The following is a 19,517-nucleotide window of genomic DNA, read 5'->3' as shown; positions in this document are numbered from 1 at the left end:
AATGACGGCTAGATGGCTCTCAGTGCCCCACCGACGGGATCTTCTCCGCCGGCGGGGTGTTGCGGCTGATGCCGCTGCGGACGATGCCGTCGATCACGATCATGCCGATGCCGGGAAGGTCGCCGAGCTGGATCGAGTCGAGGAAGTTCCGGCCGGCCGAGTGCTGGGCCTTGTCCATGAAGACGAAGTCGGCGCTGCGCCCGACCTCGATCAGCCCGCAATCGAGGCTGCGCATCCGGGCGGTGTTGCCGGTGGCGAAGCAGAACGCGACCTCGGCCGGGACATCGCCGAGCGATGACAGCATCGAGACCATGCGGACGATGCCGAGCGGCTGCACGCCCGAGCCCGCCGGGCCGTCTGTGCCGAGGATGATCCGCTGCAATTCGCCCATCTCGCGGGCGACGCGCAGCGTGTAGAGCGCGGCGCGCTCATTGCCGTTATGGACGAGTTCCAGGCCGCGCTTGCAGCCCTCGCAGATGCAGCGGATCTCCTTGTCCGGCAAGGCGGTGTGGCCGCCATTGATGTGGCCGACGACGTCGGTATCGGCTTCCAGCACGACGTCGGCGCCGATCAGCCCGGAGCCGGGGATCGAGGGGCCGCCGGTGTGGATGGTCGACTGGATGCCGTATTTGCGGGCCCATGCCACCATCTCCTTCGCCCGGGCGCCGTCCTTGACGCCGCCGAGGCCGACCTCGCCAAGCAGCTTCACGCCGGCATCCGCCAGGTCCTTGAAGTCCTGCTCGACCATGCCGGGCTCGATCACCGGCGCGCCGGCATGGATCTTGACGCCGCCGGGGCGGAAGGCGGTGAAGGCACGCTGGGCATAGATCGCCATCGCCTTCAGGCCGACGATGTCCTTCGGCCGGCCGGGGGTGTGGACCTCGCCGGCCGAGATCATGGTGGTGACGCCGCCATGCATGGTCGAATCGATCCAGCCGAGCTGGTTCTGGCGCGGCGTCCAGTCACCGGCGACCGGGTGGACATGGCTGTCGATCAGCCCGGGCGAAAGCACCGTGCCATTGGCGTCGACGACGGTGTCGGCCCCGTCCGTGTCGAGATCCTTGAAGCGGCCGACCGCAGCGATCCGGCCGCCGATGGCCACGAGCGTGTCGGCCTCCAGGATCGGGCGCTCGATGTCGCCGGAGAGCATCAGGCCGATATTCTTCACCACCAGCTTGTGGGTGCTGCTGACCGTCGTCGCCTGCTGTTCAGCCATCGTATCCGCCCTGTCGTCGTTGTCCGAAATCCGCCGCCATCCTCATCGCCACGAGCCTGATTGACAAGCGCCGGAGGATGCGAGATATTGTTTGTATACGAATGAATTTCTGCCCCGTCCGGACCCGGCTGTCAAGCAGCAAGGATCGCGCATGCCTTACGCCGTCACCAGCGCCTGCATCCGTTGCAAGTACATGGATTGCGTCGAGGTCTGTCCGGTCGACTGCTTCTATGAAGGCGAGAACATGCTCGTCATCCACCCGGACGAATGCATCGACTGCGGCGTCTGCGAGCCGGAATGCCCGGCCGAGGCGATCGTGGCCGACAGCGCCGACGGTGCCGAGCAGTGGCTAGCCTTGAACGCCCGGCTGGCGCCGCTCTGGCCGAACATCACGCAGAAGAGCGAGCCGCCGGCCGATGCCGACGACTGGAAGGGAATACCGGACAAGATCGACCTGCTTTCCGAACGTCCGGCAATGTGATATTGGGTGGCCTGCATCCGATAATCTGCTAAATCGCTAGACTATCTGAGGATCGACGAGATGAGCAATTTCTACGAGGAGCGCGTCCTCTCCGTCCATCACTGGACCGATACGCTCTTCAGCTTCACGACGACCCGCGACACGACCTTCCGCTTCAAGAACGGCCAGTTCACGATGATCGGTCTCAAGGTCGGCGAGAAGCCGCTGCTGCGCGCCTACAGCGTCGCCAGCACCAATTACGACGAGAACCTCGAGTTCTTCTCGATCAAGGTGCCGGACGGCCCGCTGACCTCGCGCCTGCAGAACCTGCAGGTCGGCGATCCCATCATCATCGGCAAGAAGGCGACGGGCACGCTGGTGCTCGACAATCTCAAGGACGGCAAGCGCCTGTTCCTGCTCGGCACCGGCACGGGCCTGGCTCCCTTCCTGTCGCTGATCCGCGATCCCGAGACCTATGAGCGCTACGAGAAGGTCGTGCTCGTGCATGGCTGCCGCCAGGTCTCGGAACTTGCCTATGGCGAGCGCATCCAGAAGGAACTGCCCAACGACGAGTTCCTGGGCGAGATGATCCGCGAGCAGCTGATCTATTACCCGACCGTGACGCGCGAGCCCTTCCGCAACCGCGGCCGGATCACCGACCTCATCACCTCCGGCCAGCTCTTCAGCGACACTGGCCTCGGCCCGTTCGATCCGGCCGGCGACCGCTTCATGCTCTGCGGCAGCCCGCAGATGCTGGTCGACCTCAAGCAGATCTTCGAGGAGCGCGGTCTCGAGGAAGGCAATCACGGCGAGGCCGGCGACTACGTCATCGAGAAGGCTTTTGCGGAGCGCTGATACGCTCCTTCCCTTCTCCCCTTGCGGGAGAAGGTGGCCCGAAGGGCCGGATGAGGGGTCGCTCAGGTCTTTGAAGTTCGGGCAAGCGGCGCCGGGCTTACGATCCGCGTCGCGAGACCCCTCACCCTAACCCTCTCCCGCAAGGGGAGAGGGGATAGCGTGTGCCGGCTTTTGCCGAATGCGCCCTGGCCTGCTACCTGTCCGGCAAATCACTTCCGCAGACGAGCAGCGCCATGACCGACACTCTCCCCGACCGCCTGTCCTCCAACCCCAACAGCCCGTTCTACAACGAGGAACTGCTGGCGAAGGATATCGGCGTCCGCTTCAAGGGCGTCGAGAAGACCAATGTCGAGGAATACTGCATCAGCGAGGGCTGGGTCCGCCTCACCGCCGGCAATGCCAAGGATCGCCATGGCAACCCGATGACGGTCAAGCTCAAGGGCACGGTCGAGCCCTATTTCCGCAACGCCGAGTGAGGCGCGCTCAGCCGATCTGCTTGTAGAAGAAGGTCGAGCCGCAATCGCGCCCGTCCGGCATCAGCGCATAGCGCGGGATGGTGCCGAGTTCGGTCCAGCCCAGGCGATTGTAGAGGCGCCGCGCCGCGCCGGCTTCGTCGGTGTCGAGCACCAGGAGGTCGCGCCCGTGCGCCAGCGCGGCGGCCTCCGCCGCCAGCATCAGCGCCTCGCCGATGCCGCGGCGGCGCGCCTGGGAATGCACCAGCACCTTGGCGATCTCGGCGCGATGCGGCTGGTTCGGCTTGCCGATCAAGTGAAGCTGGGCCGTGCCGACGATGCCGCGGCCGTCGCGCGCGACGAACAGATGGATGCGCCCGGCGGCGACCTCCGCCGTAATGCCGGCCCAGAAATCCTCGAAATCGGCTGACGTGTTCCAGTCCATGAAGCCGACCGAAGCGCCGTTCGCCACGGAATCGCGCAGGATCTCCGCCAATGACGGAACCGCGGCCCGCGCCGCATCCCCGTCGAGCTGCTCGATGGTCACGCTGTCCAGCGCCGTCATGATCCGTCTCCTTCGCGCCGCCGATCAGCGGCATACTCCATCATGCAAGAATAATTCCAACATAATGGATTATGCCAAAGCAAGATCGCCGAGGCCCGCCGTCAACCCGGATTTTACGACGTTCGGCGAATTCCGGTCTCCCCTGCCCAAATCAGCCAGGTGATTTCCGAAAAAGTCACGGGCTCGCGTTTTGACTGAGGGCCGGAAGACGCCGGGAACGGCGCCGGCGCAAGGGGAGGCGTCGATGAACAGGGGACTGGACTTCATCGGCCGGTCGGTGGTCCGCTTCATTACGCGTGGCAAGCCGCAGGCAGGTCCGGTCGACGCGAAGGCGCTGGCCCGGCTCAAGGCGGCGCTGCGCCCGGGCGATGTGCTGCTGGTCGAAGGGCACATGAAGGTCTCGGCCGCGATCAAGTACCTGACGCAATCGACATGGTCGCACGCCGCGCTCTATGTCGGGGACACCGGCAAGGTCAGCCCCGAGGGCGAGCCGCTGGTGCTGGCCGAGGTCGAGATGGATGTCGGCTGCGTGCTTTCGCCGCTGTCGAAATACGGCGCCTTCGGCACCCGCATCTGCCGGCCGCAAGCGCTCGACCGCGAAGGCCGCCAGAGCGCCGTCGACTACGTGCTCGCCCGGCTCGGCACGCAATACGACCTCAAGAACATCCTCGACCTCGCGCGCTGGCTGATCCCGATCCCATGGGCGCCGGCAAGCTGGCGCCGGCGCATGATCGCGCTCGGCTCGGGCGACCCGACGCGGGCGATCTGCTCGACGCTGATCGCCCAGGCCTTCGAGGCGGCGCGCTATCCCGTGCTGCCGACCGTCGAATATGCGCAGGCGATGGGCGCGGAGGAGCGGAGCGAAGTCCTGCACATCCGGCATCACTCGCTCTACATGCCGCGCGATTTCGACATCTCGCCCTACTTTGCCGTGGTCAAGCCGACGCTGGAAGCCGGCTTCGATTATCGGGCGCTGAACTGGGCGCAGGAGCACCGGCTCGCGGCAGAATAGCGCAGCGGCGCAGCAAACCGGCGGCGCGACCCTTGGCGCAACCCGCGCGCACTGCTATGGCGCGCGCATGAGCACCCGCAGTTTTGACAACATCCGCAATTTCTCGATCGTGGCGCATATCGACCACGGCAAGTCGACCCTCGCCGACCGGCTGATCCAGCAGACCGGCACGGTGGCGGCGCGCGACATGAGCGAGCAGATCCTCGACTCGATGGATATCGAGAAGGAACGCGGCATCACCATCAAGGCGCAGACCGTCCGGCTGGACTACCTGGCCGAGGATGGCAAGACCTACATCCTCAACCTGATGGACACGCCCGGGCACGTCGACTTCGCCTATGAGGTCTCGCGCTCGCTGGCGGCCTGCGAGGGCTCGCTCCTCGTCGTCGACGCCTCGCAGGGAGTGGAGGCGCAGACGCTGGCCAATGTCTACCAGGCGCTGGACGCCAACCACGAGATCGTCACGGTCCTCAACAAGATCGACCTGCCGGCCGCAGAGCCGGAGCGGATCAAGCAGCAGATCGAGGACGTGATCGGGCTCGACGCCTCCGAGGCGGTGCCGATCTCGGCCAAGACCGGCCTCAACATCGAGGGCGTGCTCGAAGCGATCGTCAAGAAGCTGCCGGCACCCAAGGGCGATGCCGAAGCCCCGCTCAAGGCCCTGCTGGTCGACAGCTGGTACGACGCCTATCTCGGCGTCGTCGTGCTCGTGCGAATCATCGACGGCGTGCTGAAGAAGGGCATGACCATCCGGATGATGCGCGCCAACGCCAGCTATGGCGTCGATCGCGTCGGCGTGTTCAAGCCGAAGATGCTCGAAGTGAAGGAACTCGGCCCGGGCGAGGTCGGCTTCTTCACCGCCTCGATCAAGGAAGTAGCCGACACCGCCGTCGGCGACACCATCACCGACGACAAGAAGCCGATCGCCGAGCCGCTGCCGGGCTTCAAGCCGGTGCAGCCGGTGGTGTTCTGCGGCATCTTCCCGGTCGACGCCGCCGATTTCGAGGTGCTGCGCAGCGCCATGTCGCGGCTGCGGCTGAACGATGCCAGCTTCTCCTACGAGATGGAGACTTCGGCCGCGCTCGGCTTCGGCTTCCGCTGCGGCTTCCTCGGGCTGCTGCACCTGGAGATCATCCAGGAGCGGCTCGAGCGCGAGTTCAACCTCAACCTGATCTCGACGGCGCCCTCGGTCGTCTACCATCTCAAGCTGCGCGACGGCACGACGCTCGAACTGCACAACCCGGCCGACATGCCGGACGTGATGAAGATCGAGTTCATCGAGGAGCCCTGGATCCGCGCCACGATCTTCACTCCGGACGAGTATCTCGGCTCGGTGCTGAAGCTCTGCCAGGACCGGCGCGGCCTGCAGATTGACCTCAGCTATGTCGGCTCGCGCGCCAAGGTGGTGTACGACCTGCCGCTGAACGAGGTGGTGTTCGATTTCTACGACAGGCTGAAGTCGATCTCGAAGGGCTATGCCTCCTTCGACTACAACATCACCGATTATCGCGAGGGCGACCTCGTGCGCATGTCGATCCTCGTCAACGCCGAGCCGGTCGACGCGCTCTCCATGCTGGTCCACCGCTCGCGCGCCGACGCCCGCGGCCGGGCGATGTGCGAGAAGCTCAAGGACCTGATCCCGCCGCACATGTTCCAGATTCCGGTCCAGGCGGCGATCGGCGGCAAGATCATCGCCCGCGAGACCATCCGGGCGCTGCGCAAGGACGTGACCGCCAAGTGCTATGGCGGCGACGCCTCGCGCAAGCGCAAGCTCCTGGACAAGCAGAAGGAAGGCAAGAAGAAGATGCGGCAGTTCGGCCGCGTCGAGATCCCCCAGGAAGCGTTCATTGCGGCGCTGAAGATGGACGACTGAGCCGGAAGGCTCAGCTCGGGCAAACATATTCGGGGAACCATCCCGCCCGGCACGGTGTTGATCCGCAACCCTCAACAAAAGGGAGGACAGCATCGTGGACAGACGCTCTTTCCTCGCGAGCCTGGTCGGTGGCTTGGCCGCGGCGAGCTTGGGCACGGCTGCACTTGCAAGGCCGCAGCCGAAACCGGCGGCAGTAGAGCCGCCACTGCCTGAGGCTCCGCCACAGGTCGATACCGAGGCACTGGACAAGGCCGACGCCGATTACGCCCAGTACTACTATCGCCGTCGCCGACGCTGGCGCAGGCGTTACTGGCGCCGCCGCTACTACCGGCCGCGGTACTACTACCGCCGTCGTTACTACCGGCCGCGCTATTACCGCCGCCGCTACTGGTAGCGCTGGGTGAAGCCCGGGCGTCCTCCGCGAGCTATCGGGTTCGCGGAGGACGCGTTTGGCGATCAGAGGTTGGCGCCGAGACCGCGCAACTGGGCCCTGAGGTCGATCGGCTCGACGAAATGGACCGCCTGCATCCCGATCGAGCGGGCGGCCTCGACATTTTTGGCGCTGTCGTCGACGAAGATGCACTCGCCGGCGCTTAGCCCATAACGTTCCAGCAGGACATTGTAGATCGCCGGATCGGGTTTGAGCAGTTGCTCGTGCGCTGAGACGATCACGCCGTCGAAGCTCTGCAGGAACGGGAAGCGGATCAGGCACTCCGCCCATTTCTCGCGCGAAAAATTGGTGATGGCGTAGACCTGTTCGCCCTTCGCCTTCAGCTCCGCCAGCGTCGCGACGCTGTCCTCGATCGTCGACGGCACCGTCTCGTGCCAGCGCTCGTCATAGGCCTTGATCTCGGCCTCCCATTCCGGATGCTCCGCCACCAGCAGCGCCACCGCCTCGGACCAGGGCCGGCCGCGATCCTGCTCGACATTCCAGGCGGCGGTGCAGACATTCCTGAGGAACCAGTCGCGCTTGGCATCATCCGGGATCAAGCTGCGGTAGAGATGGAACGGATCCCAGCGCAGCAGGACATTGCCGACATCGAACACGACCTTGCGATTTCCAGGCATGGACAGGCTTTCCCACTCCGTTTGCGGCGACGGCGCCGACGCGACTCACGCCCTTGTGTGCGGGCCGGCGTAACCTTCACATCGATTCTGGCGTATTCGCGTTGGGGTTCGGCAACAAGGCACAGTTCATGGCTTCAGCGGGAACAGGCAGCTATTGGCCATGGAATGACCGGCAGGGGCGCTTTTCCGCTCTGCGCGCCGGCTGCTTCGCTCTCGTGCTCGTCCCGGCGCTGATCCTCGCCTGGCAGGCCTGGACGCACCAGCTCGGTTCGAAGCCGTGGACGCAGGCCGTGCACGACACCGGCACCTGGGCCCTGCGCATCCTCGTCATCACGCTCGCCGTCACGCCGCTGCGCCGCATTCTCGACTGGAACAAGCTGATCGGCATACGTCGCATGCTCGGTCTCTCGGCCATGGCTTATGCGCTCGGCCATCTCGCGCTCTACTGCATCGACCTCGCCTTCGACTGGGGGCTGATCCTCTCCGAGATCGTCAAGCGCTTCTATCTCGTCGTCGGGATCACTGCCCTGATCGGGCTCGTTGCGCTCGGCATCACCTCGACCGACGGCATGATCCGTCGATTGGGATCGGGCCGCTGGCAGCGGCTGCACAACCTCGTCTACCCGATCGCCTGCCTCGGCCTGTTCCATTTCGCCCTGCAGTCGAAGATCGACGTGACCCAGCCAGTGCTGCTCACCGGGTTGTTCGCGTTGCTGATCGCTTACCGCGGCCTCAGCCGGTTCAGGATTCCGCTGAGCTTCACCTCGCTGGCGCTGACGGGGCTCGCGACGGGCCTCGCGACCGCTTTGGCTGAAACCGCCTGGTACGCCTTCGCCACCGGCGCCTCGGCCTGGCTGATCTTCCAGGCCAATGCCGACATCGTCGTCTACCAGGACTGGACGGCGCTGAGGCCCGGCCATTGGGTCGCAGCTGTCGGGCTCGCGCTTGCGGTCCTGCATCTCTTCCGGAAGCCTGCACCGAAGCCGGAACGACGCCAGCGCCGACAGGCGATGGCCTCCGAAGCGGCGGGGGGCTGATGCGATCTGCGCAGACTTGACGGCAGAAGAGCAGCTCCGATGCAGACGCGTGATATCGACCAGGGCCCACGCATCGAGGCGCGCCGCTCGGCTCGCGAAGCGCGTATCATGGCGCCGATCTACCTGGCTGTCGGCGTCGCGGTCGGCGTCATGGCCCTGTTCGTCGATTGGCGCGCCGCGATCCTGCCGGTCCTCATCGGCCTGGCGCTGTACGGCGCCGTCCTGATCGGCGCGCCGCAGCCGGGGCAGGCCAATCCGCTGCTGTTCGCCATCGACGGGGCCGGAATTCAGCTCGGCGATTCATCCCCGGATCCGTGGAGCGCCGTCTCGGCCGTCAAGCTCCAGAGCCAAGTCTTCGGCGCACGCGGGGCCTATCTCGTGATCGATTACGCCGACCCCGGCCGAAGATCGGCGTCCGTGGCCCTGAGCGAGCTCGACGTCGGCGTCGACGAGATCAGGACGGTCGTTCGACACTATGCGCCGCATCTGCTGGGTTCGGAGAATCCGTTGCTGCGGGCATGACGGAATGGCGAAGCCGCCTGAGGGCGGCGGCCGCCTCGGTCGGACTCAACCTTCGCGCCGCGCCAGTTCCAGGATCGTCTCGATCAGGACGCGGATGGCGATGCCGGCATCGAGCTCGGTCATGTTCTCCAGCGGCGAATGGCTGATGCCCTTCTCGCAGCGCACGAACAGCATGGCGGCGGGGCAGAGCTTTGCCATCTCCATCGCATCGTGCCCGGCGCCCGAGGGCAGACGCCGCGCCGTCAGGTTCGAGCCGGTGCGCGCGATGCCGGTGGCGAACGCCTCCTGCAGGCCCTCGTCCATCGGCACGGCGTCGCCACGCGAATAGGGCGTGATCGTAAGGCTGACACCGCGCCGCGCCGCGATCTCGGCGAAGCGGCGATGGATCTCCGCATCCATGCCGGCGACGGTCGCGCCCTCCGGCGCGCGGAAGTCGATGGTGAAGTCGACCGCGCCCGGCACGACATTGGTGGCGCCGGGGTCGGGCCGAAAGACGCCGACCGTGCCAACCGCGCGCTCATGCTCATGAGCGATCGCCTCCAGCGCGAGCGCCATCTCCGCCGCCGCGGCGAGCGCATCCTTGCGCAGTTTCATAGGCACGGTGCCGGCATGGCCGGCCTCGCCGGTGACGCGCACGCCGGCACGGCCCTGCGCCGCGATGGCGGTGACGATGCCGACCGCCTCGTTCTCGGCCTCGAGCACTGGTCCCTGCTCGATATGAACCTCGAGATAGGCCTTCACTGAACCCGGCTTGCGCGCGAGCGCGGCGATCCCGGCAGGATCGCCCCCGAAGGCGGTGAGGGCATCGCGCAGTACGACGCCGTCGGCATCGCGCGCCGTAAGCCAGCCCTGGTCATAGCGGCCGGTCAGCGCGGCCGAGGTCGAGAGCGAGGTCGGGAAGCGCACCGTCTCCTCGTCGCCGAAGGCGATGACCTCGAGCGCGAAGGGCAAGGTGATCCCGGCGTCGCGGATCGCCTGCGCCGCCAGGATGCCGGCGACGACACCGAGATTGCCGTCGAAACGGCCGCCATCGCGGACCGTGTCGATATGCGAGCCGATCATCACCGCCGGCAGGCCTGGGGACGCGCCCTCGCGCCGTCCCTGCACCGAACCGGCCGCATCGATGAAGGCGGTCAGCCCCGCGACCTCCATCGCGCCCTTGACGTACTCCGCGCCCTGCCGGTGCGAGGGCGAGAGATAGAGCCGGGTCAGCTTGCCCGGCTCGTCGCTGAAGCGGTTGAGGCCGGCGAGGGCGGCGAAGGCGCGGGCGCCGAGGACGGCGGGTGAGGGCAGGGTCGTGGTCATTATGTCAACCTAGCGGGCCAGCCGTGGATGTGGCCAGCCCGCTTTAGCGCGGTGGGATCGATTTGCGTGTCAGTAAGTTGCGCGCCCGCCCGAGAGGTCGAAGACCGCCCCCGTCGTGAAGCTGTTCTCGGCCGAGGCGAGGAAGGCGACCATGGAAGCGACCTCGTCGGGCTGCAGGAAGCGCCCGCGCGGGATCTTGGCCAGCATGTAGCCGATATGCTCCTCGCTCATCTGGTCGAAGATCCGGGTGCGCGCGGCGGCCGGGGTGATGCAGTTCACCGCGATGTCCTGCTGCGCCAGCTCCTTGCCGAGCGATTTGGTCAGCGCGATCACCGCCGCCTTCGAGGCCGAATAGGCCGAGGCGTTGGGGTTGCCCTCCTTGCCGGCGATCGAGGCGACCAGCACGAGCCGGCCGTAGTTGCGCTTGATCATGCCGGGAATCACCGCCTGGCAGCAATGCAGGGTGCCGTCGACATTCAGGCGCATGATCCTGGCCCATTCGTCGAGCGGGTATTCCCAGGTCTTCAGGTTCGGCCCGGCGATGCCGGCGCTGGTGACGAGGATGTCGACGCTGCCATGGCGCTGCTCCAGCTCGGCGGCGGCGGCGTTCACGGCCTTTGCGTCGGTCACATCGATCGAAAGCCCGCTCGCGGCCGGCCCGATCGCGGCGGCCGCCTCATCGGCGAGCTTGCCGTCGAGGTCCCAGATCGCGACCTTGGCGCCGCTGGCGGCGAGACGCTCGGCAACGGCACGGCCGATCCCCTGCGCGCCACCGGTGATGATGGCGACCCGGTCCCTTAAATCGATTTGGTTCATTGAAAAGGCATCCCTCCCTGGAACTTGCAGCTGAACTCTACCGCAAAGCCGGCCGCCGCAAAGCCGCGATGGTCCGGGGGGAGGGTTGCGTCAGACCATCTTTGTCGTCGCGCGAATTCTTATCGTTCGGCCGAATCCGGCCGAACGGAAAGCGCGCTGGCGCTCAGCGCGCATTCCGGAAGGCGCGCGGGCTGAACGCTGTGCGGAGCAGGATGCCGATATCGAGCCAGAACGACCAGTTGTCGATGTACCAGTGATCATAGGCGATGCGGCGGGCCATCTTGTCGTCGGTGTCCGTCTCGCCGCGCAGGCCGTTGACCTGGGCCCAGCCGGTGATGCCGGGCTTGACGTTGTGGCGCCTGGCATAGAGCGCGATCTTGCGCTGGAACTCGCGGTCGTGGGCGAGCGCATGCGGGCGCGGGCCTACCAGCGACATCTGTCCGGCGATCACGTTCAGGAGTTGCGGCAGCTCGTCGAGATTGTAGCGCCGCAGGAAACCGCCGATCCTGGTGATGCGTGGATCGTTGCGCGTCGCCTGCTTGACCACCTCGCCATCGTCGGTCGTGGTCATCGTGCGGAACTTGAAGATCCGGAAGGGCTCCTGGTTGAAGCCGTAGCGGCGCTGCAGGAACAGGACCGGCCCCTTCGAGTCGAGCTTGATCGCGAGCGCGATCAGGAGCAGCACCGGCAGGCTGGCCAGCAGGATCGCACTCGCGGCGACGACGTCGAAGACCCGCTTGAACATGATCTGGGCGAAGGATAGGGCCGGGCGCGTCAGCCTGAGCGAGGCGAGCGAGCCGATCCGGACGATATGGGGGTTGTCGAAACGGTCCATGACGCGTTCCGGCGTCAGGTGGATTGCGACTGGCAGGTTCATGAAGGCGTCGATGCAGGCGTCGATCGTCTCCTGGTCCGACCAGGGCAGGGCGATGAAGACGGCGTCCGGCTTGAGGTCGCGGGCGCGGGCGGAGGCGGTGGCGAGGTCGGCGGCGAGCGCCGCCTGAGGATCGTTGATGCGGCGCGGATCATTGCTGCGCAGGAAGGCGACGTCGACGATCGAGAAGCCGATGTTCCACGGCTGATGACGCGAGACGAAGGACATCACCTCGCTCTCGCGGCCGATCAGGAAGACCCGCTCGGAGGTGATGCGGCCGGTCTTCGAGGCCATCGAGATGGTGCGCACGATCGCAGAGCGGGCGAGCGCGATCAGCGGGGCGCCGGCGAGATAGGTGGCAACCACCACTGCGCGCGAGTACTGGTCGTTGATCTTGGCCATGAAGACGATGGCGACGAAGGCGATCATCGTCAGGTTCCAGACCGCGAAGGCCGAGGCGATCTGGCCCTTGGTCGAGAGATAGTTCTCCAGCCGGTAGCGGCCGCGCATCATATTGGTGAAGACGAAAATCGCGGCGATCATCGAGGCGAGCTCGACCGTGACCTTGTCGTTGCCGAGATGGCGATAGGCGGCGAAGTGGTAGACGATCGAGGTGCCGGCAACCACGGTCGCGACAGTCGCCGCGTCGACCAGAGCGGTGATCAACCCGATCCAATGCCGCAGCGCATTGGCGCGCTGGTCGGCTGCTGTTGCGACTTCATAGTCCAGGTCGTTGACACTCATCATGCCGCGCTCGCTTGGTCGCACGGCGGTCCGGATTCGGCACAGGAGATGCGCCGGAGGCCGCCTTGCCGGTCGAGGTGGCAAGGGCGATGCCGTAGCGGCATTGCGGCGTTTCCGGCGAAAACGCGCCGGAATCGGGCTGATCCGGCCAATGTCGAGTGAGGCATGACGACAAGGCGTGTCATAACGGAACAACCGCCGGGACAACCGCGCCACGAGGCGGCAAGATCGGCTACAAGATTGGGGAAAGGCCGCGTTCATCCTATGGCGGGGTTCCGCTTGACCCTGGCTGGAAACGCAACGAAGACAAAGGCCTACGCCGTCAGAATGGCGAGGCGTGCGCCAGCAGCGATCGAGATGAACGTCGTTCTCTTCAAACCCTCGCAGCGTCCGGCTGCCCTCGGCGCTCCGCCCGAACCGTCGCGCCGCGACATCGCCGGCGTCCCGGTCGCGGCCATGACGCGGGACGAGGCGCTCGCGCTGATCGAGCACGCCTTCGACGGCGGCCGCCATCTCCACCTGGCCTATTGCAACGCTAACCTCGTCAACATCGCCGCCCGCGATGCGGCTTTGCGCGAGCGTCTCGCCGGTTTCCTGATCCTGCCCGACGGGATCGGCGTCGACATCGCCTCGCGCCTGCTCTACGGCGCCCCCTTCCCCGCCAATCTCAACGGCACCGACTTCACGCCGACCATCCTCGCCGCCCGCAAGCAGCGGCTGCGCGTGATGCTGCTGGGCGGCCGGCCAGGCGTTGCGGAGCGCGCGGCGGCGAGGCTGCGCACGGACTATCCGCAGCATCGCTTCTCCGTGCTGAGCCATGGCTATTTCGGCCCGGACGAGGAAACGGCGCTCCTGGCGCGGCTCGCGCATGAGCGGCCCGACCTGCTGCTGGTAGCCTTCGGCAATCCGCGGCAGGAGCAGTGGATCGCAGACCATATCGATGCCCGCCATTGCGCGGTCGCAGCCGGCATCGGCGCGCTGTTCGACTTCCTCGCTGGCGAGGTGGCGCGGGCGCCGGAAACCTTCCGTGTCCTCAGGATCGAGTGGACCTACCGCCTCTGGCTCGAGCCGCGCCGGCTTTGGCGGCGCTATGTCGTCGGCAACCCCGCCTTCCTCCTGCGCGTGCTGCGCCAGAAGCTGACCCGGCCGACACCTGAGGGCGCCTAAGCCTTCTTCCCGACGATGACACCGAAGAATGGGCCGGCGCCGATCATCACCAGGAACACCCGGATGATGTGGTGAGCCGCGACGAAGGCGACCTCGGTGTGCAGCGCCAGTGCGATCAGGCTCATTTCGGCGAGCCCCCCCGGCGAATAGGCCAGGATCAGCGGCACCGGCTTGTAGCTGGAGACATGCGCAACGGCGAAGGCGAAGACCAGCGTCAGCGCCACCAGGATCGCAGTTGAGCCGACCGAGATCATAAGGATGCGCAGGATCGCCTGCGGCGGCGTGCCGACGAAGCGGCAGCCGATGGTGACGCCGAGGATGAGCTGGGCGACATTGACGATCTCGTAGGGCGGCACGGAGTCGCTGAAGCCGAGGAGGTGCACGATCGCCGAGACCAGCATCGGCCCGAGCAACTGCTTGGCAGGCATGCGCAAGGCATGGGCGAGCATCACGCCGGCGATTGCGCTGGCGACCAGCCAGAACCAGCCCGAAGCCGTCGTCTGGAACATTGACGGGCCCTGGTTGCGGTTGATGCCGAGCGAGACGCCTTCGAGCCATTGCACGATGAAGGGCAGCGTCATCACCACCAGGAGGATGCGGGCGGAATGGATCAGCGCGATGGTGCGCGCATCGCCGCCCTTCTCCTCGCCGGTGATCACCATCTCGACCAGGCCGCCGGGCATGCCGGAGAAGAAGGCGGTCACGGGGTCGTAGCCGGCGACGCGGCGAAAGTAAGTGACGCAGCACAGGCCGCAGGCGGCCATGAACAGCACGAGGCCGCCGATCGTCGGCAGCCAGTTCGGCATCTGCGCGACGATTTCCGGCTTGAAGCCGGAACCCAGCATCACGCCGATCACCGCCGACATGGGCGGGCGGATCACCGGTGGCGCCGCGACCGGCGCACGGGCGATGGCGGCTATGGTGCAGAACACCATCGAGCCCAGCATCCAGGGCAATGGCAGGCGGTAATAGGCAAAGAGCCAGCCGCCGATCGTGCCGAGTGCGAGGGCGAACAGGAAACGACGCCAGGGAAATCGTCGCGACGACAATTCTCTGATGCCGTCGACCGTATCCCGCAGCAGATCCCGCATTGCCCCGATCACCTCCCCGGACGCATGCCTGTGGCGAAGCCACGGCGCTGCTATACGCCATTCGCATGGCGATGACAGGGCGTTGTCGGCATGTCGCCTCTGCCCCCGTGGCGGAGCGAATGGACGTGGCGGCAAACGTGACAGGCAACCCTGCCATGCCCGCAAGTGACTGACGAACGGGCGGAAAATCGGCGACAGTCGGGTCCTGCAGGATATCTGACAGGCCGTCGGCGTCGTCCGCCCGGCTCGGGGCAACGATGAGCGAAGACCGCCTTTCGGACACGACCGGCCGCGGCAGCGAAAGCATAGGCTTGGCCGAAGCCCTGCCTGTCTCGGCCGAAGAGGATGGCAGTCGGCCGGAACCTTCGGAATCCCGCTCGCCGCAGCTCCCGTTACCGCCGGCTCTGTCCGCCCCATCCGGCGAGAGCTGGCTCGCTGCGCGCCGCAATCGCACGCGTCTCTGGTGGCGCGGGGCGAGCCCCAATCTGCGCGGCACCGTCTACATGATCACCGCGCTTCTGGTTTATGCGGTGATGGTCGGGGCTTTCAAACACCTGGGCACCGCGATCCCGCTGATCGAGACGCTGATGATCCGCCAGATCATCATGAGCGCGGTGGTCTTCGTCATCGCCGGCCGCAGCCTGCCTCTGGCCTTCAAGACCGACCGGCCGGGCCTGCAGATATTTCGCGGCCTGATCACACTGGCCTCGATGCTGTGCGGCTTCAGCGCCCTCGTCCACATCCCGCTGGCCCAGGCAACCGCGATCAGCTTCAGCCAGGTGCTGTTCGTCACCGTCGCGGCCGTGCTGATCCTGAAGGAGCGCGTCGACGTGGCGCGCTGGATCGCGACCGGCCTCGGCTTCGTCGGCGTGCTGATCATGCTCAACCCCTCGAGCGAGGGCTTGAACGTCTGGGCGTTGCTGTCGGTCGGCGGGGCATTGTTCGGGGCCGGCATCACCGTCAGCGTGCGCATCCTCGGCACCAGCGAGCGCACCGAGACGATCCTGATCTACCAGGGCCTCGTCCTGATGGTCGTGCTCGCCTGGCCGGCCTGGGCGCTTTGGGTCTGGCCGACGGCCGAGCAATGGTTCTGGCTGGTGCTGCTCAGCCTGTTCGGCACCGCCGGGCAATGGTTGATCACCAAGGCCTATCAGGTCGGCGAGGCCGCCGCCCTCGCGCCGCTCGATTTCAGCCGTCTGATCCTGGCCGGCTTCACCGGCTTCGTCTTCTTCGCCGAGGTGCCATCGCTGACGACGCTCGCCGGCGCCGCCATCGTCATCGGCGCGACGCTCTACACGATGCGTCGCAATGCCCGCGGCCGCATCGGCTCCGACCTCTCCGCCCCGCCTTGACCACTCACGGATAGACCATGACGCATCATCAGCTCGATGCCTCCCTCGCCACCTGCCATTGGGGCTATTTCGACGCCGCGCTGACGCCGGTGCTCGAGATCGAGAGCGGCGACAGCGTCACCATCCGCACCGTCACCGGCGGGCCCGCCCATCTGCCCGAGGGCAATGCGACGATCCCGCCGGAAATCCACGAGATCCATGACAAGGCCGAGCGCATGCTGCCCGGCCACATCCTAACTGGCCCGATCGCGGTGAGGGGCGCCAAACCCGGCCAGGTGCTGGAGGTGCAGATCAGGAGCGTCAGCCCGCGCACCGATTTCGGCTACACCATGTTCCGCCCGCTCGGCGGCACGCTGCCGGACGAGTTCGATTATCACGCCTTCCGCTATATCCATCTCGACCGCGAGCGGAACGTCGCCAACCTGCCCTGGGGCATGGAGCTGCCGCTTTCGCCGTTTTTCGGGGTGATGGGCACGGCGCCGCCGGCGCATTGGGGTCGGTTGACCTCGCTGATCCCGCGCGCCTTCGGCGGCAATCTCGACAACAAGGAGCTCGGCGCCGGCGCGACGCTGTACCTGCCCGTCTTCGTCGAGGGCGCGCTGTTCTCCTGCGGCGACGGCCATGGTGCGCAGGGCGACGGCGAGGTCTGCATCACCGCGATCGAGACGGCGCTGGAAGGCACCTTCCAGTTCCATCTGCGCGAGGATCTGTCCCATGCGATGCCGCGCGCGGAGACCAGGAGCCACCACATCACCATGGGCATCGACCCCGATCTCGACATCTGCGCGAAAGATGCGCTGCGCGAGATGATCGACCTGATCACCTCCAGGACGAAGCTGACGCGGGACGAGGCCTATATGCTCTGCAGCCTCGCCGCCGACCTGCGGGTGACCCAGACCGTCAACGGCTCCAAAGGCATCCACTGCATGCTGCCGAAGAGCCTGGTGGCGTAGTCCTGGTCAGCCGTAATGCCGCAGCGCATCCGCAAGGAGCGGATGCAGTGGGTCAGCGAAGGGATTGGCGACCGTCATGCCGCGATGGACGAACCCGTCCTGCATGTCTTCGGACAAGAGCAGGGCGCAGCCGGCCTCCGCCGCGGTGACGAGGATGAGCGCATCCCAGAATTGTAGGTTATGGGTGGCCGAAAGGGACAGGGCTTCGGTGAAATCCCTCTCGGTCGCCGCCCGCACATGGGCGCTGAGGCGCAGCCATTCGCAGGCACGAGCCGCCTCCCGCCGGTCGATCCGGAACTTGCCGACAATCGCATGGTAGAATTCGCCGATAACTTGCGTGGGAATGACCGACTGCTCCGGCGGCAAAGCGTCGCGGATTGCATTCGCCTTGGCCGCCCGCTCCTCATCGTTGAAGCGGCCCGCACAAATCAAGACATTCGTGTCGAACGCGACGAGCATCAGTCGTAGAAGTCGTCGCGCGTCAGCTTCGGAAAATTCTGGACCGGCCGGCTGTTCAGCCAGGTCGTCAACCTGTCGAACGCCTCGCGCCGCCGCGCCTTTTCGGCGTCGGGCTCCTCGACGCGGGTGATCTGCACCTTCGGCTGGCCGCGCGAGGTCACGACGACGCGCTCGCCGCTCTCGGCGAGCTTCATCAGCTTGGAGAATTCGCGGTTGGCCTGCGCAGCCGAAACCGTCTTCACCATGACGGCCTCCCGATGTAGTGATGTCACTACCTTTATGGATAGCGCGCGGCGGGAATGCAAGCGCGATCGAGCTGAAGGACAGACCAGTGAGCGTCCGCATCGTCCGTCTCGGCAGCACGCGCGATCCCGGCGAGGGCACGCGCATCGGCACGGTCCGGCGCGTGCCGCGCGGCGTGCCGAAGGAGCGCTATGCCAGCGAGAACTGGTTCGACGTCTGGTTCCCGGTGCTGTCGCCGACGCCCGGATTGATGGCTCAGGCCAAGGCCGCCGAAAGCGAGAAGGACTGGGCCGGCTTCACCCGCGCCTTCAAGGCGGAGATGGCCGAGCCGGCGCCGCGCCAGGCGCTCGACCTGCTGGCGACCCTGTCGCATGGCAGCGACTTCTCGGTCGGCTGCTATTGCGAGAACGAGGCGCGTTGCCATCGCTCGGTGCTGCGGGCGCTGCTGACCGAACGGGGCGCCAGCTTCGCCTGATCCTCCGAGCAGCCGCGCCCTCTCGCCAGCCGAGCGCGGCCATGCTAACCGCTCCGGCATGACCGAGACTGGACAAGCCCGCATCCAAGCCCGCTTTGCCGCCTGCGCCGCGACGGGCCGCGCCGCCCTGGTGACCTATGTCACCGCTGGCGATCCCGATTTCGACACCGGCAGCGCGATCCTGAACGCCTTGCCGGCGGCCGGCGCCGACATCATCGAGCTTGGCGTGCCCTTCACCGACCCGATGGCCGACGGCGTGCCGGTCCAGCTCGCCGGCCAGCGCGCTCTCAAGGCCGGGCAGACCCTGCACAAGACGCTCGCCATGGTCACGGCCTTCCGCAAGGCCGGACACGACACGCCGATCGTGCTGATGGGCTACTACAACCCGATCTGGGCCTATGGCGTCGAGGCCTTCCTCAAGGATGCCCGCGCCGCCGGGATCGACGGGCTGATCGTCGTCGACCTGCCGCCCGAGGAAGACGATGAGCTCTGCCTGCCGGCACTGGCCGCGGGCGTCAGCTTCATCCGCCTGGCGACGCCGACCACCGACGACAAGCGCCTGCCGCGCGTACTGCAGAACACCTCCGGCTTCGTCTATTACGTCTCGATGACCGGCGTGACCGGCGGCGCGATCGTGAACTACGACGCGGTCGGCGCGGCGGTCGCCCGGATCAAGCAGCACACGACGCTGCCCGTCGCGGTCGGCTTCGGCGTCAAGACGCCGGAGGATGCGATCGCGATCGCCAAGGGGGCCGACGGCGTCGTCGTCGGCTCGGCCCTGGTCGACCGCGTCCGGCTCTCGCTCGACGCCGACGGCAAGGCCACGGAAAAGACGGTTTCGGCTGTCACCTCGCTGGTCGCCGAGCTCGCGGCCGGCATCCGCTCGGTCGCCAAGGCGGCCTGAGTCGCCAGACTGGAAAGAGAGACGGATTCACCGGTCGCTTCGACGCGATCTCATCGGATCCGGCTTCAGCATAA

Annotated in this window: 22 protein-coding genes; 13 read left to right on the top strand and 9 right to left on the bottom strand. The window is 66.5% G+C overall.

The genetic code is table 11. The features are described 5' to 3' along the window. Positions 1–19: 19 nt before the first annotated feature. The gene (locus BMZ21_RS14260; RefSeq protein ID WP_091835352.1) at positions 20–1,216 is read right to left on the bottom strand and encodes an amidohydrolase family protein; all 1,197 of its coding nucleotides are present in this window, start codon (positions 1,214–1,216) and stop codon (positions 20–22) included. 151 nt (positions 1,217–1,367) lie between these two features. On the opposite strand from BMZ21_RS14260, the gene fdxA reads away from it, so the two are divergent. From fdxA to BMZ21_RS14245, 3 genes are all read left to right on the top strand, one after another. After that, entirely contained in the window at positions 1,368–1,697 is a 330-nt protein-coding gene (gene fdxA / locus BMZ21_RS14255) for a ferredoxin FdxA (protein ID WP_091835349.1), read from the top strand. A gap of 60 nt (positions 1,698–1,757) precedes the next feature. After that, a complete protein-coding gene (locus tag BMZ21_RS14250; RefSeq protein ID WP_091835346.1) occupies positions 1,758–2,531 on the top strand; it encodes a ferredoxin--NADP reductase in 774 nt (257 codons plus the stop codon). Positions 2,532–2,764: 233 nt separating this feature from the next. Further along, a complete protein-coding gene (locus BMZ21_RS14245; RefSeq protein WP_091836060.1) occupies positions 2,765–3,007 on the top strand; it encodes a DUF3297 family protein in 243 nt (80 codons plus the stop codon). A gap of 7 nt (positions 3,008–3,014) precedes the next feature. Here BMZ21_RS14245 and BMZ21_RS14240 read toward each other — a convergent pair whose 3' ends face one another. Then, positions 3,015–3,548 carry a GNAT family N-acetyltransferase gene (locus tag BMZ21_RS14240; protein WP_091835344.1) on the bottom strand — a complete coding sequence of 178 codons (534 nt, stop codon included), beginning with the start codon at positions 3,546–3,548 and terminating at the stop codon, positions 3,015–3,017. A gap of 244 nt (positions 3,549–3,792) precedes the next feature. Between BMZ21_RS14240 and BMZ21_RS14235 the strand changes: the two genes are divergently transcribed. The 3 genes from BMZ21_RS14235 to BMZ21_RS29935 all read left to right on the top strand — a co-directional run bounded on the left by BMZ21_RS14235 (position 3,793) and on the right by BMZ21_RS29935 (position 6,827). Next, positions 3,793–4,560 carry a YiiX/YebB-like N1pC/P60 family cysteine hydrolase gene (locus BMZ21_RS14235; RefSeq protein WP_091835341.1) on the top strand — a complete coding sequence of 256 codons (768 nt, stop codon included), beginning with the start codon at positions 3,793–3,795 and terminating at the stop codon, positions 4,558–4,560. 67 nt (positions 4,561–4,627) lie between these two features. Next, positions 4,628–6,433, top strand: coding sequence for a translation elongation factor 4 (lepA, locus tag BMZ21_RS14230; RefSeq protein WP_091835338.1), 1,806 nt, complete (start codon positions 4,628–4,630; stop codon positions 6,431–6,433). 94 nt (positions 6,434–6,527) lie between these two features. After that, positions 6,528–6,827, top strand: a complete 300-nt coding sequence (locus tag BMZ21_RS29935) for a hypothetical protein (RefSeq protein ID WP_143079710.1) — start codon at positions 6,528–6,530, stop codon at positions 6,825–6,827. Between the two features lie 62 nt (positions 6,828–6,889). Here BMZ21_RS29935 and BMZ21_RS14225 read toward each other — a convergent pair whose 3' ends face one another. After that, the gene (locus BMZ21_RS14225; RefSeq protein WP_091835335.1) at positions 6,890–7,501 is read right to left on the bottom strand and encodes an HAD family hydrolase; all 612 of its coding nucleotides are present in this window, start codon (positions 7,499–7,501) and stop codon (positions 6,890–6,892) included. A 128-nt stretch (positions 7,502–7,629) separates the two neighbouring features. Between BMZ21_RS14225 and BMZ21_RS14220 the strand changes: the two genes are divergently transcribed. Together BMZ21_RS14220 and BMZ21_RS14215 are read left to right on the top strand one after the other, a co-directional pair. Beyond that, complete coding sequence (locus BMZ21_RS14220) at positions 7,630–8,538, top strand: protein-methionine-sulfoxide reductase heme-binding subunit MsrQ (RefSeq protein WP_091836058.1); 909 nt, start codon at positions 7,630–7,632, stop codon at positions 8,536–8,538. Positions 8,539–8,577: 39 nt separating this feature from the next. Beyond that, positions 8,578–9,060 (top strand): hypothetical protein, encoded by a 483-nt coding sequence (locus BMZ21_RS14215; RefSeq protein WP_091835332.1) that lies wholly within the window; start codon positions 8,578–8,580, stop codon positions 9,058–9,060. Positions 9,061–9,105: 45 nt separating this feature from the next. Here the strand turns inward: BMZ21_RS14215 and BMZ21_RS14210 are convergent, their stop codons facing one another. From BMZ21_RS14210 to BMZ21_RS14200, 3 genes are all read right to left on the bottom strand, one after another. Continuing rightward, entirely contained in the window at positions 9,106–10,365 is a 1,260-nt protein-coding gene (locus tag BMZ21_RS14210) for an allantoate amidohydrolase (protein ID WP_091835329.1), read from the bottom strand. Positions 10,366–10,434: 69 nt separating this feature from the next. Next, entirely contained in the window at positions 10,435–11,181 is a 747-nt protein-coding gene (locus BMZ21_RS14205) for an SDR family NAD(P)-dependent oxidoreductase (protein ID WP_091835326.1), read from the bottom strand. A gap of 163 nt (positions 11,182–11,344) precedes the next feature. After that, positions 11,345–12,799, bottom strand: coding sequence for an undecaprenyl-phosphate glucose phosphotransferase (locus tag BMZ21_RS14200; protein WP_167561639.1), 1,455 nt, complete (start codon positions 12,797–12,799; stop codon positions 11,345–11,347). A 357-nt stretch (positions 12,800–13,156) separates the two neighbouring features. Between BMZ21_RS14200 and BMZ21_RS14195 the strand changes: the two genes are divergently transcribed. Next, the gene (locus tag BMZ21_RS14195) at positions 13,157–13,966 is read left to right on the top strand and encodes a WecB/TagA/CpsF family glycosyltransferase (RefSeq protein WP_091835320.1); all 810 of its coding nucleotides are present in this window, start codon (positions 13,157–13,159) and stop codon (positions 13,964–13,966) included. Here the strand turns inward: BMZ21_RS14195 and BMZ21_RS14190 are convergent. Then, complete coding sequence (locus BMZ21_RS14190) at positions 13,963–15,057, bottom strand: AbrB family transcriptional regulator (protein ID WP_091835317.1); 1,095 nt, start codon at positions 15,055–15,057, stop codon at positions 13,963–13,965. The two genes, BMZ21_RS14195 and BMZ21_RS14190, sit on opposite strands and share 4 nt — an antisense overlap. 257 nt (positions 15,058–15,314) lie before the next feature. On the opposite strand from BMZ21_RS14190, the gene BMZ21_RS14185 reads away from it, so the two are divergent. Then, positions 15,315–16,409 (top strand): DMT family transporter, encoded by a 1,095-nt coding sequence (locus tag BMZ21_RS14185; RefSeq protein ID WP_091835314.1) that lies wholly within the window; start codon positions 15,315–15,317, stop codon positions 16,407–16,409. Positions 16,410–16,426: 17 nt separating this feature from the next. Continuing rightward, a complete protein-coding gene (locus tag BMZ21_RS14180) occupies positions 16,427–17,362 on the top strand; it encodes an acetamidase/formamidase family protein (protein WP_091835308.1) in 936 nt (311 codons plus the stop codon). Between the two features lie 6 nt (positions 17,363–17,368). Here BMZ21_RS14180 and BMZ21_RS14175 read toward each other — a convergent pair whose 3' ends face one another. Both BMZ21_RS14175 and BMZ21_RS14170 read right to left on the bottom strand, forming a co-directional pair. After that, positions 17,369–17,821, bottom strand: a complete 453-nt coding sequence (locus tag BMZ21_RS14175) for a PIN domain-containing protein (RefSeq protein ID WP_091835305.1) — start codon at positions 17,819–17,821, stop codon at positions 17,369–17,371. Continuing rightward, positions 17,821–18,066, bottom strand: a complete 246-nt coding sequence (locus BMZ21_RS14170; protein WP_091835302.1) for a type II toxin-antitoxin system Phd/YefM family antitoxin — start codon at positions 18,064–18,066, stop codon at positions 17,821–17,823. Before BMZ21_RS14170 ends, BMZ21_RS14175 begins: the two co-directional genes overlap by 1 nt. 86 nt (positions 18,067–18,152) lie before the next feature. On the opposite strand from BMZ21_RS14170, the gene BMZ21_RS14165 reads away from it, so the two are divergent. Both BMZ21_RS14165 and trpA read left to right on the top strand, forming a co-directional pair. Beyond that, positions 18,153–18,539 (top strand): DUF488 domain-containing protein, encoded by a 387-nt coding sequence (locus BMZ21_RS14165; RefSeq protein ID WP_091835299.1) that lies wholly within the window; start codon positions 18,153–18,155, stop codon positions 18,537–18,539. 58 nt (positions 18,540–18,597) lie between these two features. Then, positions 18,598–19,443 carry a tryptophan synthase subunit alpha gene (gene trpA, locus BMZ21_RS14160; protein WP_091835296.1) on the top strand — a complete coding sequence of 282 codons (846 nt, stop codon included), beginning with the start codon at positions 18,598–18,600 and terminating at the stop codon, positions 19,441–19,443. The last annotated feature ends 74 nt before the right edge of the window (positions 19,444–19,517 follow it).

The organism is Allobosea lupini, assembly GCF_900109525.1.
Lineage (GTDB): Bacteria > Pseudomonadota > Alphaproteobacteria > Rhizobiales > Beijerinckiaceae > Allobosea > Allobosea lupini.
The sequence above is the reverse complement of the archived record's forward strand: the minus strand, read 5'-3'. Positions and strand labels throughout refer to the sequence as shown.